Source organism: Scandinavium manionii, assembly GCF_024764775.1.
GTDB lineage: Bacteria > Pseudomonadota > Gammaproteobacteria > Enterobacterales > Enterobacteriaceae > Scandinavium > Scandinavium manionii.
On sequence record NZ_JALIGC010000026.1, the window covers coordinates 14,140 to 34,944 of the forward strand.

The 20,805-nt window shown below is 54.3% G+C and carries 23 protein-coding genes; 9 read left to right on the forward strand and 14 right to left on the reverse strand.

The window, feature by feature from the left end; translation table 11 throughout:
* Positions 1 to 33 precede the first annotated feature (33 nt).
* Complete coding sequence (locus MUU51_RS00500; RefSeq protein WP_159768135.1) at positions 34 to 732, reverse strand: RluA family pseudouridine synthase; 699 nt, start codon at positions 730 to 732, stop codon at positions 34 to 36.
* 159 nt (positions 733 to 891) lie between these two features.
* Here MUU51_RS00500 and MUU51_RS00505 point away from each other — a divergent pair, with 159 nt between their 5' ends.
* A complete protein-coding gene (locus MUU51_RS00505; protein ID WP_258966892.1) occupies positions 892 to 1,431 on the forward strand; it encodes a DUF2058 domain-containing protein in 540 nt (179 codons plus the stop codon).
* Positions 1,432 to 1,468: 37 nt separating this feature from the next.
* Positions 1,469 to 1,714 carry a YmjA family protein gene (locus MUU51_RS00510; RefSeq protein WP_159768141.1) on the forward strand — a complete coding sequence of 82 codons (246 nt, stop codon included), beginning with the start codon at positions 1,469 to 1,471 and terminating at the stop codon, positions 1,712 to 1,714.
* A 133-nt stretch (positions 1,715 to 1,847) separates the two neighbouring features.
* Here MUU51_RS00510 and MUU51_RS00515 read toward each other — a convergent pair whose 3' ends face one another.
* On the reverse strand, positions 1,848 to 2,882 hold the full coding sequence (locus MUU51_RS00515) for an AI-2E family transporter (protein ID WP_159768144.1): 1,035 nt from the start codon (positions 2,880 to 2,882) through the stop codon (positions 1,848 to 1,850).
* Positions 2,883 to 3,092: 210 nt separating this feature from the next.
* Between MUU51_RS00515 and MUU51_RS22265 the strand changes: the two genes are divergently transcribed.
* The 3 genes from MUU51_RS22265 to mdtI all read left to right on the forward strand — a co-directional run bounded on the left by MUU51_RS22265 (position 3,093) and on the right by mdtI (position 3,959).
* Positions 3,093 to 3,185, forward strand: coding sequence for a protein YdgV (locus MUU51_RS22265; protein WP_509908842.1), 93 nt, complete (start codon positions 3,093 to 3,095; stop codon positions 3,183 to 3,185).
* Positions 3,186 to 3,280: 95 nt separating this feature from the next.
* Positions 3,281 to 3,643, forward strand: a complete 363-nt coding sequence (gene mdtJ / locus MUU51_RS00520; RefSeq protein ID WP_159768147.1) for a multidrug/spermidine efflux SMR transporter subunit MdtJ — start codon at positions 3,281 to 3,283, stop codon at positions 3,641 to 3,643.
* Positions 3,630 to 3,959, forward strand: a complete 330-nt coding sequence (gene mdtI, locus MUU51_RS00525) for a multidrug/spermidine efflux SMR transporter subunit MdtI (RefSeq protein WP_258966874.1) — start codon at positions 3,630 to 3,632, stop codon at positions 3,957 to 3,959. The genes mdtJ and mdtI overlap by 14 nt, the downstream gene beginning before the upstream one ends.
* Positions 3,960 to 4,054: 95 nt before the next feature.
* On the opposite strand, the gene MUU51_RS00530 is transcribed toward mdtI, so the two are convergent.
* The 4 genes from MUU51_RS00530 to MUU51_RS00540 all read right to left on the reverse strand — a co-directional run bounded on the left by MUU51_RS00530 (position 4,055) and on the right by MUU51_RS00540 (position 7,720).
* Complete coding sequence (locus MUU51_RS00530) at positions 4,055 to 4,879, reverse strand: trypsin-like serine peptidase (protein ID WP_258966875.1); 825 nt, start codon at positions 4,877 to 4,879, stop codon at positions 4,055 to 4,057.
* Between the two features lie 101 nt (positions 4,880 to 4,980).
* Positions 4,981 to 5,067 (reverse strand): small membrane protein YdgU, encoded by an 87-nt coding sequence (ydgU, locus tag MUU51_RS22270; RefSeq protein WP_509908843.1) that lies wholly within the window; start codon positions 5,065 to 5,067, stop codon positions 4,981 to 4,983.
* A gap of 71 nt (positions 5,068 to 5,138) precedes the next feature.
* A complete protein-coding gene (gene asr / locus MUU51_RS00535; RefSeq protein WP_159768771.1) occupies positions 5,139 to 5,576 on the reverse strand; it encodes an acid resistance repetitive basic protein Asr in 438 nt (145 codons plus the stop codon).
* Positions 5,577 to 6,235: 659 nt separating this feature from the next.
* Entirely contained in the window at positions 6,236 to 7,720 is a 1,485-nt protein-coding gene (locus tag MUU51_RS00540; RefSeq protein ID WP_159768156.1) for a carboxypeptidase M32, read from the reverse strand.
* Between the two features lie 128 nt (positions 7,721 to 7,848).
* Here MUU51_RS00540 and MUU51_RS22150 point away from each other — a divergent pair, with 128 nt between their 5' ends.
* Complete coding sequence (locus MUU51_RS22150) at positions 7,849 to 7,941, forward strand: KPN_01571 family protein (protein WP_374684777.1); 93 nt, start codon at positions 7,849 to 7,851, stop codon at positions 7,939 to 7,941.
* Positions 7,942 to 7,969: 28 nt separating this feature from the next.
* Here the strand turns inward: MUU51_RS22150 and ynfM are convergent, their stop codons facing one another.
* On the reverse strand, positions 7,970 to 9,220 hold the full coding sequence (gene ynfM, locus MUU51_RS00545) for a multidrug efflux MFS transporter YnfM/SxtP(Kp) (RefSeq protein WP_159768159.1): 1,251 nt from the start codon (positions 9,218 to 9,220) through the stop codon (positions 7,970 to 7,972).
* A 226-nt stretch (positions 9,221 to 9,446) separates the two neighbouring features.
* Between ynfM and ynfL the strand changes: the two genes are divergently transcribed.
* The 3 genes from ynfL (at position 9,447) to bioD (ending at position 12,515) form a co-directional block, all read left to right on the forward strand.
* On the forward strand, positions 9,447 to 10,376 hold the full coding sequence (gene ynfL / locus MUU51_RS00550; protein WP_159768162.1) for a multidrug efflux transcriptional activator YnfL/SxtR(Kp): 930 nt from the start codon (positions 9,447 to 9,449) through the stop codon (positions 10,374 to 10,376).
* Between the two features lie 93 nt (positions 10,377 to 10,469).
* Positions 10,470 to 11,690 carry a sugar metabolism global transcriptional regulator Mlc gene (gene mlc / locus MUU51_RS00555; protein WP_133461668.1) on the forward strand — a complete coding sequence of 407 codons (1,221 nt, stop codon included), beginning with the start codon at positions 10,470 to 10,472 and terminating at the stop codon, positions 11,688 to 11,690.
* 129 nt (positions 11,691 to 11,819) lie between these two features.
* Entirely contained in the window at positions 11,820 to 12,515 is a 696-nt protein-coding gene (gene bioD / locus MUU51_RS00560) for a dethiobiotin synthase (RefSeq protein ID WP_159768165.1), read from the forward strand.
* On the opposite strand, the gene clcB is transcribed toward bioD, so the two are convergent.
* The 7 genes from clcB to ynfE all read right to left on the reverse strand — a co-directional run bounded on the left by clcB (position 12,468) and on the right by ynfE (position 20,762).
* Positions 12,468 to 13,763: a voltage-gated ClC-type chloride channel ClcB gene (gene clcB / locus MUU51_RS00565; RefSeq protein ID WP_258966876.1), complete on the reverse strand. Its 1,296-nt coding sequence runs from the start codon at positions 13,761 to 13,763 to the stop codon at positions 12,468 to 12,470. The genes bioD and clcB overlap by 48 nt on opposite strands.
* Positions 13,764 to 13,865: 102 nt before the next feature.
* Positions 13,866 to 15,014 carry an osmoprotectant ABC transporter ATP-binding protein OsmV gene (gene osmV, locus MUU51_RS00570; RefSeq protein WP_159768171.1) on the reverse strand — a complete coding sequence of 383 codons (1,149 nt, stop codon included), beginning with the start codon at positions 15,012 to 15,014 and terminating at the stop codon, positions 13,866 to 13,868.
* Positions 15,014 to 15,661, reverse strand: a complete 648-nt coding sequence (gene osmW, locus MUU51_RS00575; protein ID WP_159756415.1) for an osmoprotectant ABC transporter permease OsmW — start codon at positions 15,659 to 15,661, stop codon at positions 15,014 to 15,016. The genes osmV and osmW overlap by 1 nt, the downstream gene beginning before the upstream one ends.
* Positions 15,662 to 15,670: 9 nt before the next feature.
* On the reverse strand, positions 15,671 to 16,573 hold the full coding sequence (gene osmX, locus MUU51_RS00580) for an osmoprotectant ABC transporter substrate-binding protein OsmX (protein ID WP_159768174.1): 903 nt from the start codon (positions 16,571 to 16,573) through the stop codon (positions 15,671 to 15,673).
* 19 nt (positions 16,574 to 16,592) lie between these two features.
* Complete coding sequence (gene osmY, locus MUU51_RS00585; protein ID WP_159768177.1) at positions 16,593 to 17,306, reverse strand: osmoprotectant ABC transporter permease OsmY; 714 nt, start codon at positions 17,304 to 17,306, stop codon at positions 16,593 to 16,595.
* 301 nt (positions 17,307 to 17,607) lie between these two features.
* Complete coding sequence (gene dmsD / locus MUU51_RS00590) at positions 17,608 to 18,222, reverse strand: Tat proofreading chaperone DmsD (RefSeq protein WP_258966877.1); 615 nt, start codon at positions 18,220 to 18,222, stop codon at positions 17,608 to 17,610.
* A gap of 95 nt (positions 18,223 to 18,317) precedes the next feature.
* A complete protein-coding gene (ynfE, locus tag MUU51_RS00595; RefSeq protein WP_258966878.1) occupies positions 18,318 to 20,762 on the reverse strand; it encodes a selenate/tellurate reductase subunit YnfE in 2,445 nt (814 codons plus the stop codon).
* Between the last annotated feature and the right edge of the window lie 43 nt (positions 20,763 to 20,805).

A 20,805-nucleotide genomic window follows, 5' to 3' on the forward strand; every position in this document is an offset into this window, starting at 1 on the left:
CATTCTGTCGTCAAATTATAGCGATTTTCTTTTTCAGAATGGGCTGGGGTGATGGGCGTCGATCGGTTCTTCGGTGATGGGATGCACGAAATGCAGTTCGCTGGCGTGCAGCATCAGGCGCGGCGTTTGTTCGCAGCCTGGCGGCAGAAGCCCGCCGTACAGGTCACAACCCAGAATAGGGTGGCCTAGCAGCTGGCTGTGAATGCGCAGTTGATGGGTGCGCCCGGTTTCCGGCGTCAGCTGGACGCGCGTCACCGGCACAGAGGTCCCGTCTGCCTGCGCATAATGTAAACGCTCAATAACCCGATAGCGTGAACGCGCGGGCTTGCCAGTGATGGCGCAAATCGACATCAGCGGGAACAGCGCCGGATCTTTGGCAATCGCCGCGTCTATTACCCCTTCATCGTCGGGCAGATGTCCACACAGCAGGGCGCTGTACACTTTGGTCACGGCGCGCTGGCTGAACTGATGGCAAAGTGCGGCATTGATAGCCTTACTGCGCGCTACCACCATCAGGCCAGAGGTGCCGAAATCCAGGCGATGGACCAGAGTGCAGCCGGAAAAAAGCTGGACCAGCCGATGATGCACCGAATCGAGATTCTGCGGGTTTTTCCCCGACAGGCTGAGCAGTCCCGTGGGTTTATTGATAAGCACCAGATGCGCATCCTGCCAGAGGATTTCTATCTGGTCATGACACGGCGGAGCAATAAAAGTATCAATTATTGAAGACATCGGGCGGCCAGGATGAAGAGTGGAAGCGGATGATAGCGAATTTTCAGGCGACTGACGAATTTGGCCGTTGCCGGGCCAGACTCAGCGCCTTCCGTCTGGTATCGCCCGCGAAAATACGGGTATAATCACCTAAATTATTCAACCGGTTCAGATACGAAGATGACAAAACTCACCTTACAAGAGCAGATGTTAAAAGCGGGATTAGTGTCCAGCAAAAAAATGGCCAAGGTCCAGCGCACGGCTAAAAAATCACGCGTTCAGGCTCGTGAGGCAAGAGAGGCCGTAGAAGAGAATAAAAAAGCGCAGCTTGAGCGTGATAAAGAGCTCAGTGAGCAGCAAAAACAAGCAACGCTTTCGAAAGAATATAAAGCGCAGGTGAAGCAACTGATTGAAATGAATAAAATTACGATTGCCAGAGGCAATATTGATTTTAACTTCACCGATAACAATTTAATCAAGAAAGTTGTAGTGGATAAGCTGACGCAGTCACAGTTGATCAGCGGTCGTCTGGCGATTGCGCGTCTGGTTGTCGATAAAAACGGTGATAGCACTTACGCCATTATCCCCGCGAGCGTGGCCGATAAAATTGCACAGCGTGACGCTGACAGCATCGTTCTGAACAGTGCGTTGAGTCAGGAAGAGCAGGATGAAGACGATCCGTATGCTGATTTCAAAGTGCCTGATGATTTGATGTGGTAACGCACCGCTAACCGACTTTAACTCCCGAGGACGATTAATGAACACCGAGATTCCATTGAAATTTTATGACATCGTGGACGAGTATTCGACCGAAAGCGCCGAGCCGGTGAGCGACGCCGAACGTGATTCTCTGGCGCACTATTTCCAGCTGCTGGTCACCCGTTTAATGAATAACGAAGAAATCAGCGAAGAAGCGCAGCAGGATATGGCTCAGGAAGCCGGGATCAACGCCAAGCGTATTGATGATATCGCGACATTCCTGAATACATGGGGCAACGAGTAATTCCTGTCGGTAATTAGCCCAGGATGACCGGTGATATGTGACTAAAAACCACCAGTGGGGTTTTGACGTCACATATTCACTAACTGCATGTATTACACGCCTCTTTTCACGTTAATCAGCCCATCCGCATCTGCTATTTCTTACTCAAATCACTCAGCAGTACCGCAATATTTTGCCCGCCCTGGGTATTTTCCAGCCCGATTTTAACGATGATGGTCAGCGGCACTGAGAGCAGCATGCCGACCGGACCAAGCAGCCAGCCCCAGAATATCAACGACAGGAACACTACCAGCGTGGAAAGGCCCAGCCCACGGCCCATAATGCGTGGTTCAAGAATGTTGCCAAACACCATATTGATCGCCAGATAGCCCGCAAGCACCACCAGCGCATCGTAGATGTTGCCGAAAACCAGCACCTGCAATATCGGTGGGACGGCAGCCAACACCGAGCCGATGTTGGGAATATAGTTCAGCGCAAACGCCAGCATTCCCCAGATAAACGCAAAGCGCACGTCGAGGGCGGCGAGCATGCCCCAGGCGACCAGCCCGGTTACCAGACTGATAGCGGTTTTCAGCACCAGATAGTGGCTCACGCTGTCGATAGCTTTCTGAATCGCCGCCATGCCTTCCACCGGACGCATCATCATCTGCTGCAGTTTAGCCGGGAGCTGCGGCACTTCAAACAGCATAAACACCACCGTCAGAAGCAGCAGGAAAATGGAGGACATGGCGTTAGTGAGTTGCGTCAGCAGGCCGGTGACCAGCGTCATCGCCGCATTCGGGTCGATATATTTCCCCAACGCATTAACGGATACATCAATACCAAAGCGCTGTAGCCACGGTTGTAGGTTTTCCATCGGTACAACCAGAGACGAACGATATTGCGGCAGTGTGCGGGCAAGTTCGTTGAGCGACGTGCCCAGATAGGAGAGCAGCAAAACCGCTACCATAATGATGAAGGTGATGAGCAGGGTAACGGCCAGTCCACGGGGAACGCGCCAGCGGACCAGCAGCTGCACCACCGGATTGAGCACCACGGCGATAAACAGTGACAGAATAAAAGGCACCACAATATCAGCGGCGAAGCGAATACCAGCGAGGATAATCACCAGCATTCCGAGCATGATGACTATCTTTAATCCATTAAGTGTAATACCCGACTTTGCCATAACATTCCTTGATAAACGTGATAAAGAACATCATAAAGCGGCGTTAGGTAAGAATAAACTCATTAATACAGAATTTGCCGGGTAAAGAATTGAAAAGACTTTGAGTTTAATTTTTCACTATGCCAGAATTACGCTGTGTTTAACTACTGAGGACAATTTTCATCCGCAAAGACGAGAAGCAATCCCGCGGATAATTGTAATTTTATGGACATGTCGTTCAGAACCTGTACTTCCTTGCAATCTGTCATTATCCCCACGCTTTCCTTGCTTTCTGCCGAGCAGCACTGGCGCTCTGCGCTATAGTCTTTTCCTTCCTTTAAGCTAAAACTTAATCATTTTTACGGTTTGCACCTCTTTGCAAACTGCAACGGATTATATTCTCAGGCAGGAGAAGAACCATGTTTTACTGGATATTGTTAGGTCTGGCGATCGTTGCTGAAATTACAGGTACCTTGTCGATGAAATGGGCAAGCGTCAGCGATGGTCATGCCGGTTATATTTTAATGCTCGGCATGATTGCCCTTTCTTATATATTCCTTTCCTTCGCGGTTAAAAAAATCGCGCTCGGCGTGGCTTACGCCCTGTGGGAAGGCGTCGGTATTTTATTGATTACGCTGTTTAGCGTACTGTTATTTGATGAAAGCCTGACGCTGATGAAAGGCGCAGGGCTGGCCACGCTGGTGATGGGTATTGTGCTGATTAAGTCCGGTACCCGTAAAGTCAAAAACAACTCTGCGAAGGTGAACCATGCCGCAGTTTGAGTGGATACACGGCGGGTGGCTGGCAGGGGCGATTGTGTTGGAAATCATCGCCAATATATTCCTTAAGTTCTCGGACGGTTTCCGCCGAAAAATATACGGCATATTGTCGCTGGTGGCGGTACTGGCCGCATTTAGCGCATTGTCGCAGGCGGTTAAAGGCATCGATCTTTCGGTGGCGTACGCAATTTGGGGCGGATTTGGTGTGGTTGCCACGCTGGCAGCGGGCTGGATCCTGTTTGGACAGCGCCTTAATTACAAAGGATGGATAGGTTTGATCTTGTTAATCGCCGGAATGGTGATGATTAAACTCGCATGATGTTGGCAGGGTGCGAACAGTAACAGGGTATTTTGTTCAGTGAACTGATGCCGATAACGTCGCTGCTGCAGTTACGTCAGCAGCGACAGTGTTAGTTACTGGCCAGCCAGTGCTTCAAGTTTGTCCCGAAAGCCGGTCACTGAAATCGCGCGGTTATCTGCCCGCCAGCGGTCTTTCGCCGCCGGTGCTGAGCTTTGAACGCCAATCAGCTGCCAGCCGTCATCGGTTTTTAGCATCAGCGGTGAGCCGCTATCGCCAGGCAAGGTATCGCACTGATGCGACAGCACGGTGCTTTGCGCCCAACCGGTCACCAGACAGTTATTGTGCGTGTACAGCGAATCGAGATGATCGAGCGGATAACCAGATTGCGTCACCTGGCGGTTAGCGGATTTGAGCGCGGCGGTCAACGCATTCTTATCACCGGCGAACAGCGGCAACGGTGTGATACCCGAAGGCGGATAGCGCAGTACAATCAGGCCAAAATCCCAGGGCGCGGCAGACGACGGAACAATCCAGCCGTCACCATCCGGCTTCAGGCGTTTGCCGAGCGACGGCTCGACGCGGCCTTCAATCCCATGGATTTCATAACGCCAGAGACCTTTTTGCGATACAAAGCGCAGGGCGACGGGTTTATCGAGTTTACCTCGCGGCGGCGTCAACAGGCAGTGTCCTGCGGTCAGCGCCAGATGCGGAGAAATTAAGGTCGCGGTGCAAAGATTGCCGCTGGCAGTTTCCAGCTGGCCGATAGCATCCCACGGGGATTGCGTAGGATTGGTGACCTTGACGCGGTCATCATGACCAAAGAAAAGCGTCTTAAGATCGGAGGCACTGATGCCGGTGTCGTCGCTGTCATCGTCAGCGTGGGTCAGGGGAGAAAAAAGACAAACGGCTCCCAGTAAAACCACTATGGATCTGTGCATAACACTCTCTGAGGGGCGATTATGATTATAAAAAGGGTAACCCAATGAGATTACTATAGACGGGATGAATGAAAAGTGGGAGTAAAATCAGCGTGCTACACTCAGTACAAAAAAAACCGGGTGGCAACCAGGGCACAAACAATCAGTAATAAGAGGATGAGCTCGAATCGATAACGGCGCAGCATCATTGCTCTCCAGAAAAAAACGGCGCTGAAACAGCGCCGATTTAGTTTACAAGACCGTACGACCGGTTGCGAAATTACGCAGCTGGCTGTGCAGCTGGTTTAGCAGCCTGGTGCTTGGTGTGTTTCACGTGTTTTTTAGCAGCCTGCGCTTTCTGCGCTACAGCAGGTTTGGTTGCTGCTTTTTTGTGGTGTTTTTTAGCGGCCTGCGCTTTCTGCGCTACAGCGGGTTTGGTCGCTGCTTTTTTGTGGTGTTTTTTAGCGGCCTGCGCTTTCTGCGCTACAGCAGGTTTAGCTGCTGCTTTTTTGTGGTGCTTTTTAGCGGCCTGAGCTTTCTGCTCTGCAGCGGGTTTTGCAGCGGCTTTCTTGTGTTTCTTGTGGTGAGTGGTTTTAGCCGGAGCAGCATGAGTTGCAGCAGGCGCAGCAGCCGGAGCGGTAGCAGCGGTGTCAGCAGCGAAAGCAGCAGAAGACAGACCCATAGCAGCGGCAACAACCAGAGCTAATACTTTTTTCATTCTGAAATCCTCGAATTTGGTTTCTATGTTCAACCCCACTGCGGGGCCGTTGAATAGACTATATGCTTGTCTTTTCGAGGTTTCCGTGAGTGATTGGTATCGGCGTGTAACCATATGTACACTTCCAGTTGGTGCTTTATCACTCTTTAAAAATCAGTAAGATACGATGAAGGCTGTTCCCCGAGCCCTAGAAATTCCCGCAATGATGTAAATTTCCGGGTAGGTAGCGCTGCAGGAAACCTCTTAGGGCCGCCAAAACCCGCATTTAAAGTTCACCATTCACCATTTGGTACCCGTAACATAGCGGGCTAATTATTTTTTTGGAGTGAGTTGTGATTGGGAATTCTTCCGTCCTGTGGGGCGGTGTTCTACTTCTAGTGTTTGCGATGCTGTGGTTGCACTACGATAGCGGCAGGCTGAAGCGGGAAATGCGGCGCTCGCGTAAAGGGCGGGAGCAGCGCGAGGACGAACTTAAATTATTGCAGCAAGAGTGGGATGAGTTTCTTGTCGCAGAAAAAAATGAGCTTGATCAGCTGAGAATTGCAATGCACCCCAAATATGGGCGAGTGGTTCACACCAGGCTGAGCAGGCTAGCCGGAATGCTGACTCACTGACAAAAAAAGCGTGTGGCGGGCTGCGCCACACTCTCTCCCAGCAACTTACAAATAACGCGCGGTTAAATGCTCGCGGAAATAGCGGCTATTCAGGTCTTCGCCGGTGGCGTGGGTGATAAGCTCCGAGGTGCTGAAGCGGCTGCCGTGCTGCCAGACATTTTGCTGTAACCAACCGAACAGCGGGCTGAAGTTACCGTCATTCAGGTTCTGATCGACGTCCGGTAGCGCTTTGCGGGCGGCCTGGAACAGCTGCGCGGCGTACATGGCGCCCAGCGTATAAGACGGGAAGTAACCAAAACCGCCGTCGGTCCAGTGAATATCCTGCATACAGCCATTGCGGTAGTTGCCTTCAGTCGACAGCCCCAGATACTGCTGCATTTTTTCATCCCACAGCGCCGGAATGTCATCGACTTCAATCTGGCCATCAATCAGCGCCCGTTCGATTTCATAACGCAGGATCACATGCGCTGGATAGCTGACTTCATCGGCGTCCACACGAATGAATCCGCGTTCGACGGTCTGACTCCATGCAATGAAATTATCCAGACTGAACGCCGGCTGGCTGCCGAAATGCTGCTGGATTTTCGGCAGCAGATGCTTAAGGAACGCGGCACTACGGCCGAGTTGCATTTCAAAGAACAGGCTCTGTGATTCATGCACGCCCATTGATCGCGCATGAGCAATCGGTTGTCCGGCCCAATGACGCGGCAGGTTTTGTTCATAACGCGCATGCCCGGTTTCGTGAATAACGCCAAAAAGGGCGCTGAGCAGATCGTTTTCGTCGTAGCGGGTGGTGATGCGCACATCTTCCGGTACGCCGCCGCAGAACGGATGGGTACTGACATCAAGGCGACCGCCGTTAAAATCAAAACCGAGCAGGGTCATAGTTTCCAGCCCGAGCTGGCGCTGTGCTTCGGTCGGGAACGGGCCTTGTGGATTGATGAGTTTGCGGCTGGCCTGCTTGTCGACCACGGTTTGCAGTAAATCGGGCAGCCAGCTTTTCAGGTCAGCGAACAGCACATCGAGGCGGCTACTGGTCATGCCTGGTTCGTAGAGGTCAAGCAGGGCGTCGTAGCGCGAACCGCCACTGGCCTCAGCGCGGATGTTGGCCTCTTCACGACTCAGTCGTACCACTTCTTTCAGATTCGGGGCGAAGCCTTGCCAGTCATTGTTTTTACGCTGAGTACGCCAGGCGTGCTCGCAACGGTTGCCCGCCAGCGATTTCGCTTCGACCAGGCTTTCGGGTAACAGTGCAGCCTGATGGTAGGTGCGCGCCATTTCGTTCAGATTCGCGCGTTCGTCATCGCTGAGGTTTTCCTGCTGAGCAGCTTCCAGGTAGTTCGCCACATTTTTGTCGGTCAGGATCTGATGCTGCAACACGCCTAATTCAGCCAGCGCTTCGCCGCGAGCCTGGCTTCCGCCCGGTGGCATCATGGCGGCCATATCCCAGCCGGCTATAGAAGAAAGGTGCGAAAAACGCGATAAACGCTGGAAAACGCGGGTGAGCTGTTGGTAGTTATTGTTTGCCATTTTGCCTTAATTCCCATTGAGTGACGTCGAAATGCGCGTGAGGTCAAAAATACGACGAAAGTATGAGGCGGAATGTAAATTATACGCCAGGCAAATCAGTATCACAGGTCATCAGTGTGCGGCAAATCATGAATCCATTCATCTGGATTTTCATCGCACTGCTGTCAGTTGACGCAGTGCGAGACAGGGTAGGCTTAACCACCTTTTTAGGTCAGTGGTGAAGCTACCCACCCGCGGTGGGCGTTCAAATTAGTGCAGGCGTTTGTGCAGGCAACTGCCGGTTATCAGCGCCAGAACCAGCATTGCTGCGATAAATCCTCCCACGCCGTTCCATCCCCAGTTATGCCAGAACACCCCGCCGAGTGTCCCTGCGATGCTGGAACCCAGATAGTAGCTAAACAGATACAGCGACGAAGCCTGGCCGCGTGCGCGGCGGGCACGAGGCCCAATCCAGCTGCTGGCGACGGAGTGCGCGGCGAAGAAGCCCGCGGAGAACAGCAGCATACCGAAGAAGATAATCCACAGTGATGAGAACAGCGTCAGCAGCAGGCCGCACAGCATCACGCCGGTAAAGGCAATCATCACCGGGCCGCGCCCGAAGCGTTGCGTCATGGCGCCCGCTTTTGGGGAACTCCAGGTACCGGTGAGGTAAGCCACGGACAGCAAGCCAACAACCGCCTGGCTCAATGACCACGGCGACATCATCAGGCGATAGCCGATGTAGTTGAACAGTGTCACAAACGCCCCCATCAGCAGAAAGCCTTCCGCGAACAGTAGCGGCAGGCCCTTATCACGCCAGTGAATACGAAAGTTGATGAACAGTGATTTTGGGCGCAGCGATGCGGGTTTAAAGTGACGTGAATCAGGCAGAATGCGCCAGAACATCAGCGCCGCCGCGAGAGCGAAACAGCCGATCATCGCCACTGCTACTCGCCAGCCGAAGAAATCGGTTATCACCCCAGTCAGCAAACGTCCGCTCATGCCGCCAATCGAGTTTCCGCTGATGTACAGCCCCATCGAAAAGGCGACAAAACTCGGATGAATTTCTTCGCTCAAATAGGTCATGCCGACAGCCGCCACGCCGCTTAACGACAGGCCAATCAGCGCACGCATGATAAGGATCCCGTGCCAGCTGGTCATCATCGTTGACAATAGCGTACAGCAGGAGGCCAGCAGCAGAGCGGTGACCATAACCTGTTTACGACCGATGGCATCCGACAGCGGCCCGGTAAACAGCAGGCCGACGGCCAGTAAACCGGTCGACACCGACAGGGAAATACTGGCGCTGGCAGGCGATACGCCAAACTCATGCGACAACACCGGGAGAATAGGCTGAACGCAATAGAGCAGGGCGAACGTGGCGAGTCCAGCGGAGAAAAGCGCCAGCGTGACGCGAATGAATTGTGGGGTTCCACGTTGGATAAACTGGCCCGGCGCAGGAAGACGGATATCATTGACATCACGGGCCGGGGCGGTGTCAACGGTGGAGGTACGGCTCAAAGCAAGATCCTTGCGTGAAAGCACTTCATCCTTCGCGCTGCTTCTTTGTGGGCTTCACCCTCAGACCCTCGGTCACATAGTTCGCTTGTTCCCAGGGATCTTCGGACTTTCAGCCGCGATGCAGCACGAATGATTTTGTGCACTGAATTTGTCTCATTGGCACAGAGTAGGAAAATGTAAATATTCTGTCTAATATATTAATAATCTCAAATGATACTTTTAACATATGAATATAGAGCTGCGACACCTGCGCTACTTTGTAGCGGTAGCCGAAGAACTGCATTTTGGCCGCGCTGCCGCTCGGCTGAACATCTCCCAGCCACCGTTAAGCCAGCAAATTCAGATCCTTGAACAGCAGATTGGTGCCCGGTTGTTTGCCCGCACCAACCGCAGCGTGAGCCTGACGCCCGCCGGGAAGCTGTTTCTGGCTGACAGTCGGCAAATCCTGATTCAGGTTGAAGACGCCGCAGCCCGGGCCGCCCGCCTGCATCAGGGGGAAACCGGAGAGCTGCGCATTGGATTTACCTCATCGGCGCCGTTTATTAAGGCCGTGTCGGATACGCTGTCGCGTTTTCGGCGTCAGTATCCCGACGTTCATATCCAGACGCGGGAAAGTAATACCCGCGAGCAAATTGCGCCGCTGAGCGAAGGGGCGCTGGATTTGGGCCTGATGCGTAAAACGCAGCTGCCGGATACCCTCGAGTGGCAGGTTATTTTGCGAGAACCGCTAATGGCGATGTTTCACCGGGATCATCCGCTGGCAAGCCGCGAATCCGTATCACTGGCAGAACTGGTGCTGGAGCCGCTGGTGTTTTTCGATCCGCACGTCGGCACTGGCCTGTATGACGATATTCTCGGCCTGCTCAGGCGTTTCGGTACCCCCGCCATTACTCAGGAAGTGGGCGAGGCGATGACCATTATTGGGCTGGTCTCCGCCGGGCTGGGTGCGTCGATTCTTCCGGCCTCTTTTAAGAAGGTTCAGCTTAATGAGATGCGCTGGTTGCCGATAAGTGATGCGGACGCGGTGTCGGAAATGTGGCTGGTGTGGTCCAGGCATCATGACCAAACCCAGGCGGCGCTTCGCTTCCGCGAGCAGCTGCTGGCAGCCGCAATGGTCGACTTTTTTGCCGAAAATACACGAAAAAATGTGCGGTAAATCACAAGCCTAAGTAAAAATTTGACGATTCAGGTCGAAGTGCTTCAACATAGCAAAAGTTTATTTCGAAGCGCGAAAATAAGGGAGTCTTCGGTGGTAGCAGAAAGTCAGCCTGGGCATATTGATCAGATTAAGCAGACCAACGCAGGGGCGGTATACCGCCTGATTGATCAGCTCGGCCCGGTGTCGCGTATCGACCTTTCTCGACTTGCGCAACTTGCGCCTGCCAGTATCACTAAGATTGTTCGCGAAATGCTCGAAGCGCATCTGGTGCAGGAAACTGAAATTCAGGACCCGGGGAGCCGTGGGCGTCCGGCGGTAGGCCTGATGGTGGAAACCGAAGCCTGGCACTATCTGTCACTGCGTATCAGCCGGGGAGAAATTAACCTCGCCCTGCGTGATTTGAGCAGCAAGCTGGTGGTAGAAGAAGAACAAACGCTACCGCTGGTGGATGACAAACCGTTTCTCGACCGGGTTATCGAACATATCGATCACTTTTTCATTCGGCATCAGCAAAAGCTCGAGCGCTTAACCTCTATCGCGATAACCCTTCCCGGTATTATTGATACCGAAAATGGCATCATTCACCGGATGCCGTTTTACGATGACGTAAAAGACGTGGCACTCGGTGAAGCGCTTGAGTCTCGCACCGGCGTGCCGGTCTATTTGCAACACGATATCAGCGCGTGGACCATGGCGGAGGCGCTGTTCGGTGCGTCTCGCGGCGCGCGCGACGTTATTCAGGTGGTTATCGATCATAACGTCGGGGCGGGGGTTATCACCGACGGACGCTTACTGCACGCGGGCAGCAGCAGTCTGGTGGAAATAGGCCATACCCAGGTCGACCCGTACGGCAAGCTTTGTTATTGCGGAAATCACGGTTGTCTGGAAACCATCGCCAGTGTGGAAAGCGTGTTGGAACTGGCGCAAATTCGGATGAAACAGTCGATTAGTTCAATGCTGCATCAGCAGCCGCTGACTGTTGAATGGCTGTGTCAGGCAGCAGTGCAGGGTGATTTATTAGCTAAGGATATCATTAGCGGCGTAGGGACCCACGTCGGACGCATTCTCGCCATCATGGTGAATTTATTTAACCCGCAAAAAATTCTTATCGGTTCGCCGTTCAACCAGGCTTCCAGCATTCTGTTCCCCGCCATCAGCGCCTGCATCCATCAGCAGTCTCTGCCCGCTTACAGTCGACATATCAGCGTCGAGAGCACGCAGTTCCGCAACCGTGGAACCATGACCGGCGCCGCGCTGGTTAAAGACGCGCTTTATAACGGGTCTCTGCTGATCAGACTGTTACAAGGTTAACAAATTTTAATTGTTAAGCTAAAAATTGCGCTAACGCAAGCTGGCTTTTCGCCCAATCCCTTACACTCCCTCCGTTCTTGAATTATCACCCTGATTTATATTTTCACCGTCAAAGCTGTGGAGTGAAACATGCTTAAGCGTTTCTTTATTACTGGTACGGATACCTCTGTTGGAAAGACGGTGGTATCACGCGCGTTGCTGCAGGCGTTGACCGCCAATGGCAAAAGCGTGGCAGGGTACAAACCTGTCGCCAAAGGCAGCAAGGAAACGCCTGAAGGACTGCGCAACAAAGATGCGCTGGTACTACAAAGTGTTTCCACCCCGGAACTTCCCTATAGCGCTATTAATCCTATCGCCCTGAGCGAAGAGGAAAGCAGCGTGGCGCACAGTCGCCCGATCAACTACACCTTATTGTCCAAAGGTCTGGATGACCTGAGTCAGCGTGTCGATCACGTGGTGGTCGAAGGCACAGGTGGCTGGCGTAGTCTGATGAACGATTTGCGCCCGCTCTCTGAATGGGTCGTACAGGAACAATTACCGGTTGTTATGGTGGTAGGTATCCAGGAAGGCTGCATCAATCATGCATTGCTGACCGCCCAGGCAATTGCGAACGATGGTCTGCCGTTAATCGGTTGGGTCGCTAACCGCATCAACCCGGGGCTGGCACACTACGCCGAAATCATCGACGTGCTGAGCAAAAAACTGCCAGCGCCATTGGTGGCTGAGCTTCCGTATCTGCCACGCGCTGAACAGCGTGAACTGAGCCACTACGTCGATTTAACCCTGTTCGGCGACATGCTGGCGGTAGATAGAGTCCTGGCGTAACGTCCGCGACAGCACCGACGCCACCACGCAGGAAATCAGTAAGCCGGGCAGCAGTGCATACTGCCCGGTCATTTCACAGATCATCAATGTCGACATAATGGGTGCATGCGTTGTAGCCGCCAACAGTGTGGCCATTCCCGTCAACCCCATCAGCACCGCCATTTCATTGCCGTCCGGCAGCCATAGCCCCCAGAATCGGGCATACAACATGCCAATCGCCATACCGACAAACAGCGTTGGCGTGAATACGCCGCCCGGCGCACCGGAGCCGCTGCTCGACAGCACTGCCAGCAATTTACACAAAAACACGCCCGCCACTGCGCCAAATAGCGGCGGCGCCAGCAGATAGCTTTGCACCACACTGTAGCCATTGCCCCAGACCGCAGGCGTTAATAACGACAGCAACCCGACGATAAATCCGCCCAGCGCCAACTGCCATGGCGGAGACAGTTTGAGCCGTAAAAACAGCGAATGGGTGAAACCCATCAGCCAGATAAACACTGGCCCGCACAGCCCGGCGAGCAGCCCGGTCGCCAGCATCATGCCGTAAGTGCCCGCACTGTGTGGGGCGTCGACGTGAACCACATACAGCAACGCCGGGCCACCGCTCAGCAGATTGGTTATCAGCAGGGCAATCACCGCCGCGACCACTACCGGCCCGAGCGAGGCCAGCATTAACGTGCCGAACAAGATTTCTGCGATAAACAGGCTGCCCGCCAATGGCGCGTGATAAGCGCTGGCCATCCCGGCGGCGGCTCCGCAGGCAATCCACAGTTTCCATTCGTCTTTGGGCGTAAAACGTTTAGCAAAGAAAGAGGCGGCGAGAGCAGCGAGCAGGATCATCGCACCTTCGCGGCCAATGGCGCTGCCGCTAACCACAACCAGCAACGACGCAAGAGATTTCACCAGACTCGCGCCGTAATCGAACTGTCCGTCGCCGGTTTCCAGTGCTTCCATGTAATCCGTTGGGGCATGCGGTCGCTGGCGAGTGTAACGCTGCCAGCCCCACAGCAGTAGCCCGGCAGCGAGTCCACCGAGCGCAGGCGTCAACAGCCGTCGCCACCAGGGCAAGCTGCCAGCGGCGTACACCAGGCTTTTGCTGTCGTCGCTCAAAAACAGCCACTCGAGCAGATACATGGCGTGACGAAACAGCGCCACGGCAAGGGCGGCAAGAATGCCGACTATCGTCGCAATGAGCAGGCGGCGAAACATAGCCTGAATGTCAGGATAAGCATGAAGACGATGCATCTTTTTTCACGGTTGATCAGAGTGATACCGTATTGTGCGAGGAAATCGGGAGCTTGGCAAAAAACAAACGCAGAAATCCCCCTCGGGTGAGGGGGAAATCGGTTAATCTGCGGAATGGATATTCAGCGCACGGCGCGTACGGCCAGAGCTGAGATAGTCGGCAATGTAATCCTGGGAGATTTCACCGTTGTAGCGGCCGTCTTCATCGACGATAGGCATCCAGCTGGTGTTGCTTTCATATAGCTTAGAAAGCACCACGCGCAGGTTGTCCTCGGCTTTACCGGTGACGCGGAACGGGTGCAGCAGATCCGCGCAGCTGCCGGAGGCGTTACGCGCTTCCCGACGCTTCACAAAGCCCAGCGGTTTGCCGTCGTTATCCACCACCGTAATCGCACGAATGTCGTTGTCGTCCATGGTCGAGAAGGCTTCCGGCAGGGCGGTATCGCGTTTCACGGTGATGGTTGGCTGCTGGTCGGTAACGTCACCGGCTGATACTAACAGCAGGCGTTTCAACGTGCGGTCCTGACCGACAAACGAACCGACAAACTCATTCGCCGGTTTCGCCAGCAGTTCGTCGGGGCTGGCGCACTGTACGATGCGGCCCTGACGGAACACTGCAATACGGTCGCCGAGTTTCAGTGCTTCATCAATGTCGTGGCTGACCAGCATCACCGTTTTTTTCAGCTGGCGCTGCATCTCGAGGAACTGGTTCTGGATCACTTCACGGTTAATCGGGTCGACGGCGCCGAACGGTTCATCCATCAGTAGCACTGGTGGATCCGCTGCCAGCGCACGGATAACCCCGATACGCTGCTGCTGTCCGCCGGACATCTCTTTCGGATAGCGGCTCAGGAATTTTTTGGGGTCCATCGCCACCATATCCATCAGCTCTTCGGCGCGCGCTTTGTAGCGGGCTTTATCCCAACCCAGCATCCGCGGCACGACGGTGATGTTTTCCTCAATGGTCATGTTCGGGAACAGACCAATCTGCTGGATAACGTAGCCGATATTACGACGCAGGTTGACGGTGTCCATGTCGCTGGTGTCCTGGCCGTTAATCAGGATTTTCCCGCTGCTCGCCGGGATCAGGCGGTTAATCATTTTAAGCGTCGTGGTTTTCCCGCAGCCGGACGGCCCCAGCAGGACGCACATTTCACCTTCCGGCACGTTGAGGTTGACGTTATCGACGGCGTTAAAGCTCTGGCCGTTCTTTTGCGTAAATTGTTTGGTCAGATTTTCTAACTTTATCATTATCGAATCCCCTTTGGTGTCAGGACAATCTGCAGTCGGTGCAGCAACCAGTCGAGCACAATAGCCAGCAGGCAAATCATTAACGCCCCGGCAATTAACATACGAATATCGCTCCCGCCAATGCCGTTCAGCAGCAGCAGGCCGAGACCGCCCGCGCCGATGACCGCGGCTATCGCCATGACGCCGATGTTCATCACCACCGCAGTACGGATGCCGCCGAAAATCACTGGCAGCGCCATCGGGATTTCCACCCAGCGCAGACGTTGCCAGAAGGTCATGCCAATCCCTCGGCCAGCTTCACGCAGCCCCGGCGGCAGATTATCAAGCGCGGTATGGGTGTTACGTACAATCGGCAGCAGTGAGTAAAGGAATACCGCGGTGATGGCGGGCAGGGCACCAATACCCTGACCGATCAGCGAAAACAGCGGGATCATCAGACCAAACAGCGCAATCGACGGGATGGTGAGCAAAATGGTGGTCAGGCCCAGAATCGGCGTTGCCAGCCATTTGTGGCGCACAATCAGAATACCTAGCGGCACGCCGATGATGATTGCCAGCCCAACGGCGAGCAGAACCAGCCACAGATGCTGCCAGGTCAGCGTCGCCAGATAACTCCAGTTATCAATCATGTAGTGAATCGTATCCATGACGCCTCCTTATTCCAGGCCTTTGCTGTGCAGGAAGTCCCGCGCAACCTGTTGTGGCGACTGGTGATCGATATCTACGCGCTTGTTCAGCTCGGTGATCACCTCATTATTCAGCAGACCGGAAAGCGTGTTCATCGCTTCTTCAAGCCCCGGGTTGGCTTCCAGCGTGTCCTTACGCACCACCGGCGTCACGGCGTAGCTTGGGAAGAAACCTTTGTCATCCTTCAGCACTTTGAGATCGAAGCCTTTCACGCGGCCATCAGTGGTGTAAATCAGACCGGCATCGACGAACCCGTCGCGCACGGCGTTATACACCAGGCCTGGGTCCATCTGACGGATTTGCGGACGGTCGAGCGGCATGTTGTAGGCTTGCTGCAACGGTTTCATCCCATCGCTGCGCCCGGCGAACTCCAGATCCAGACCCAGCAGCCAGTTGTGTTTTGGGTCGGTCTGACGAATGTGTTCAATCTTCGCCACCATTTCCGACATGGTGTTGATGTTTTCCGCTTCGGCGCGTTTACGCTGCATCGCAAAGGCGTAGGTGTTGTTCATGTCTGCCGGTTTAAGCCAAATCAGGCCGAGCTTTTCATCGAGGCGTTTTACAGTGTTGTAAGACTCCTGGGGAGACATGCGCTTATTGATGTGGTTGAAGATGATGAGTGAGGTGCCGGTGTATTCCCAGGTCATGTCAATTTGCTTGTTGATCATGGCGTTGCGGGAAATTACGGTCGCAATGTTGGTTTGCGGCTGAACCTGGAAACCTTTCTTACGCAGATACTGCACGGTCATGGCGGACAAAATATGCTGTTCGGTAAAGCTTTTGGTCGCCAGAATGATCGGGGCCGCGTGGGCCTGCCCGGCAACCATCGCCAGCGCAGCGGCGGCGACAAACAGACGTTTCAATCGTCTCATGTAATGCTCCTGATTATTGTTATTCGGCGGTATGCGGGCTGAGTAAGCGTCCCAGACCCGCCAACAGCGTGTCGAGGATCAGGGCGAAAAGGGCCGTCGCGACCGCGCCGAGGATAAGCGTCGGGAAGTCGTTCAGGTAAATGCCCGGGAAGATAAGCTCGCCGTAGCTGCTGGCGCCAATCAGGAATGCCAGCGGCGCGGTACCGACGTTAATCGCGGTGGCAATGCGAATACCTGAGAGCATCACCGGCCAGGCGTTAGGAATTTCCACCTGCCACAAACGCTGCATTTTGGTCATGCCGATACCGTTCGCTGCTTCCAGCAGAGAGCCCGGCACTGAACACAAGCCTGCGTAGGTGTTACGCACAATCGGCAGCAGTGACGCCAGAAACAGCGCCACAATCGCGGGCTTATCGCCGATGCCGACAACCACCATCGCTAACGCCAGCACCGCGAGTGGCGGCAAGGTGTTACCGATGTTGAAAATCTGCATCACGTATTCGGCGATACCGCGTGCGGCAGGACGGCTCAGAAGAATTCCGCTGGGAATACCGACCAGGAGCGCGAAGAACATTGAGGAGAACACCAGGGTCAGGTGCTGTTGTCCGAGATAGACTAAATCAACCTGACGAGAGCGGATTGTCTCAAGGCCGATTCCCCACGTGAGTAATGCCAGGACCGCGATAATCGCGCCTATAAACAACAGCGCGCGGGTCAGTAAAGAGTTGTGCATTGCAGTGTGTCTCCCTGTGTGCATGCGTTATCGCAACGACGTTGCTTGTTGTTATGCCATGTTCCGGCAGGGTTTAAGACCTATAGCAAGTGCTTGGGAAGGATTCCAGAAGAGGGGCGAATTAAGTGACGGGGTCAGGTTTTGTAAACAAGGTGTTACGCCTTATGACATAAAGGCTGAGTGGCAAAAGACCAGAATAGTCTTAAAGCTTAGCGGCAAAAGTGACGTTGTCACAAGAGGTGGTTTTGCAGGTGACTGAAATTTAAGTTAAGTCACCCGCCGGGCGGCGGGTGATAGCGGATTAACGATAAAGTTTTTTATCGGCAACCGGCGACAGCAATTCGGTCTGCCAGAAGGCCAGCGTCTGCTGTGCCAGCTCGCCGAGCGAGCGGTAGAAAGGATGCCCGGCATGGGCAACAAACTCTTCAAGGAAACGACCTGACCACGGCAACAGGTGCCAGCTCAACAGCTGCTGCCACTCTTCGTCGCGGTTGTTCTCTTTGAGCCAGGCGGCCAGCATCAGCAGAGTACCGAAATGATCTTCCGGCTCATTCTGCTGCGCTTCAAAGGCGATTCCGTTTTCACGCATCCACTGGCGTAGAGCGAGGGTTGAGTCACCAAACAGGACGTTTTCGCGATCCAGCCAGACCGAACCCCACGGCGGTGCGGGTAGTGCGTAGGGGCCGACGAAAAGACGTTGAAATGCTTCGCTGAGTGGCTCCTCTGACTCGGCCTGAAAACTGTCGACCAGCTCTGGTTTGAAAGGAATCGATTCCGGCCACTGCTGCGCCCAGCTTCCGTCACGGAAGGCGGCGATCAGTGGGGCGATGTTTTCGCTCTGCGGGTCATAATAAAACAGTCCACCCAGCACGCGGCCAGTGATGGCGATGGCTTCAACGAAGCGCGGTTGATTCATAACATTTTCCTTGCTGCGGCGGGGAATGCTCCCCGCCGGTGGACTTCACTTATTAAACATATAACGGCGTTTTCCCACGCCGTCACGCAGAAGGACTATACCTTCTCGATCTGCACCAGATTAGTATGCTGCGGGTTGCCTTTCGCCAGAGGCGACGGACGATGTGTGGTCAGCGTGTTGATGCATGACCCATGATCGATTCGGTCCCCGTTCATACTGGCATCATGCCACGCGCCCTGGCCCATTGCGCTCACACCCGGCATGATGCGCGGGGTGACTTTCGCCTCAATACGCAACTCGCCACGATCGTTAAAGACCCGCACCATATCACCGCTACGAATGCCGCGTTTGGCTGCGTCCGCTGGGTTGAGCCACACTTCCTGACGACAGGCGGCTTTCAGCACGTCGACGTTACCATAGCTGGAGTGCGTGCGGGCTTTATAATGGAAGCCAAACAGCTGCAGCGGGAAGGTATCGCGCTGTGGGGCATCCCAGCCGTCAAACGTTGACGCGTACACCGGCAGCGGGCTGATAGTGTCGTCTTTTTCCAGCTCCCAGCTTTCGGCGATGCTGGCCAGCTGTGCAGAGTAAATTTCAATTTTACCCGACGGCGTTTTCAGCGGGTTGGCGTCCGGGTCTTTACGGAAATCCTTATAAGCCACGAAATGGCCGTTAGGGTCTTTGCGTTTGTAAATTCCCATCGCTTTCAGCGCTTCATAAGAAGGGAGTTCCGGGTCTTTGGCGAGCATTTTGGCGTACAGGAATTGCAGCCATTCCGCCTGCGTACGGCCTTCGGTAAATTTCTGATGCACGTCAGCGCCGAGGCGTTTTGCCACTTCGCTCATGATCCAGTAAATCGGTTTGCGTTCGAATTTCGCATTTGTAGCAGGCTGGATGAAAATCAGATAACCCATATTACCCGCGTAATCGTTAGGAATGATATCTTCCTGCTCCACGGTCATCAGGTCCGGCAGCAGCAGGTCAGCGTATTTTGCCGAGGCGGTCATAAAGTTTTCGATGACCACAATCATTTCGCATTTTTTATCATCCTGAAGAATGTCGTGGGTGCGATTAATCTGCGAATGCTGGTTGATTATTGTGTTACCAGCGTAGTTCCAGATGAACTTAATGGGCACATCCAGTTTATCTTTACCGCGCACCCCGTCACGGATGGCGGTCATTTCGGTGCCACGTTCAATGGCATCGGTCCAGGTGAAACAGGAGATTGCGGTTTTCACCGGGTTTTGCAGCACCGGCATACGTTCAATTGTGATGGTGTAGGTCGATTCACGCGCGCCACTGTTACCACCGTTAATGCCCACGTTGCCCGTCAGTATCGGCAGCATGGCGATAGCGCGCGCCGTCAGTTCACCATTGGCCTGGCGTTGTGGGCCCCAGCCCTGGCAGATATACGCAGGTTTGGCAGTGCCGATTTCACGCGCCAGTTTGATGATTTTATCCGCTGGGATCCCGGTAATACGTGAGGCCCATTCCGGTGTTTTAGCGGTAGCGTCGTCGCCTTGACCGAGAATATACGCCTTGTAATGCCCATTGGCGGGCGCGCCTTCCGGCAGCGTTTTTTCATCATAGCCGACGCAGTATTTGTCGAGGAACGGCTGGTCGACGAGATTTTCGGCAATCAACACCCAGGCGATGCCCGCCACTAGCGCGGCGTCTGTACCTGGGCGAATCGGCACCCATTCGTCTTCGCGCCCGGCGGCGGTGTCGGTATAACGCGGATCGATGACGATCATTCTGGCGTTAGAACGCTCGCGGGCCTGCTCCAGATACCAGGTAATGCCGCCGCCGCTCATGCGGGTTTCTGCCGGGTTGTTACCGAACATCACCACCAGCTGACTGTTCTCGATATCGGAGGTGCTGTTGCCCTCATTCGATCCATAGGTGTAGGGCATGGCACAGGCAATCTGTGCGGTACTGTATGTACCATAATGACTGAGAAAACCGCCGTAGCAGTTCATCAGACGTGCCACCAAAGAGGCATACGGCGAAGAGCGTGTGATATTGCCGCCAACAATCCCGGAGGTGTAGTTAATGTAAACGGCTTCGTTGCCGTACTCTTTCACTATCTGTTTTAGGCTGTCGGTCAACATATCGAGCGCTTCAGGCCAACTGATACGTTCGAACTTGCCTTCACCACGTTTGCCGACGCGCTTCATCGGGTAATTCAGGCGTTCCGGGTGATTGATACGGCGGCGAATAGAGCGCCCGCGCAGACAGGCGCGCACCTGATGATCACCGTAGATATCATGGCCGGTATTGTCGGTTTCGACCCAGTATACTTCATCGTCGCGCACGTGCAGACGCAGGGCGCAGCGACTACCGCAGTTTACCGAACAGGCGCCCCAGACTACTTTGTCATCAGGCTGTGTGGCCTGTTGAACGGCGGCGGCTGCATTTTTCAGGGTAAAGGGAAGTGAAATTCCACTGGCGGCGAGGGCCATAGAGCCAATAGCAGTGGATTTGATCAGGCTGCGGCGGCTGATCCCGCCGGGGTGTACATGCTGTTCACTATCAGACATCGCTCACTCCATTTTTTATTTATGCACCGGACGCGCAGGCCGA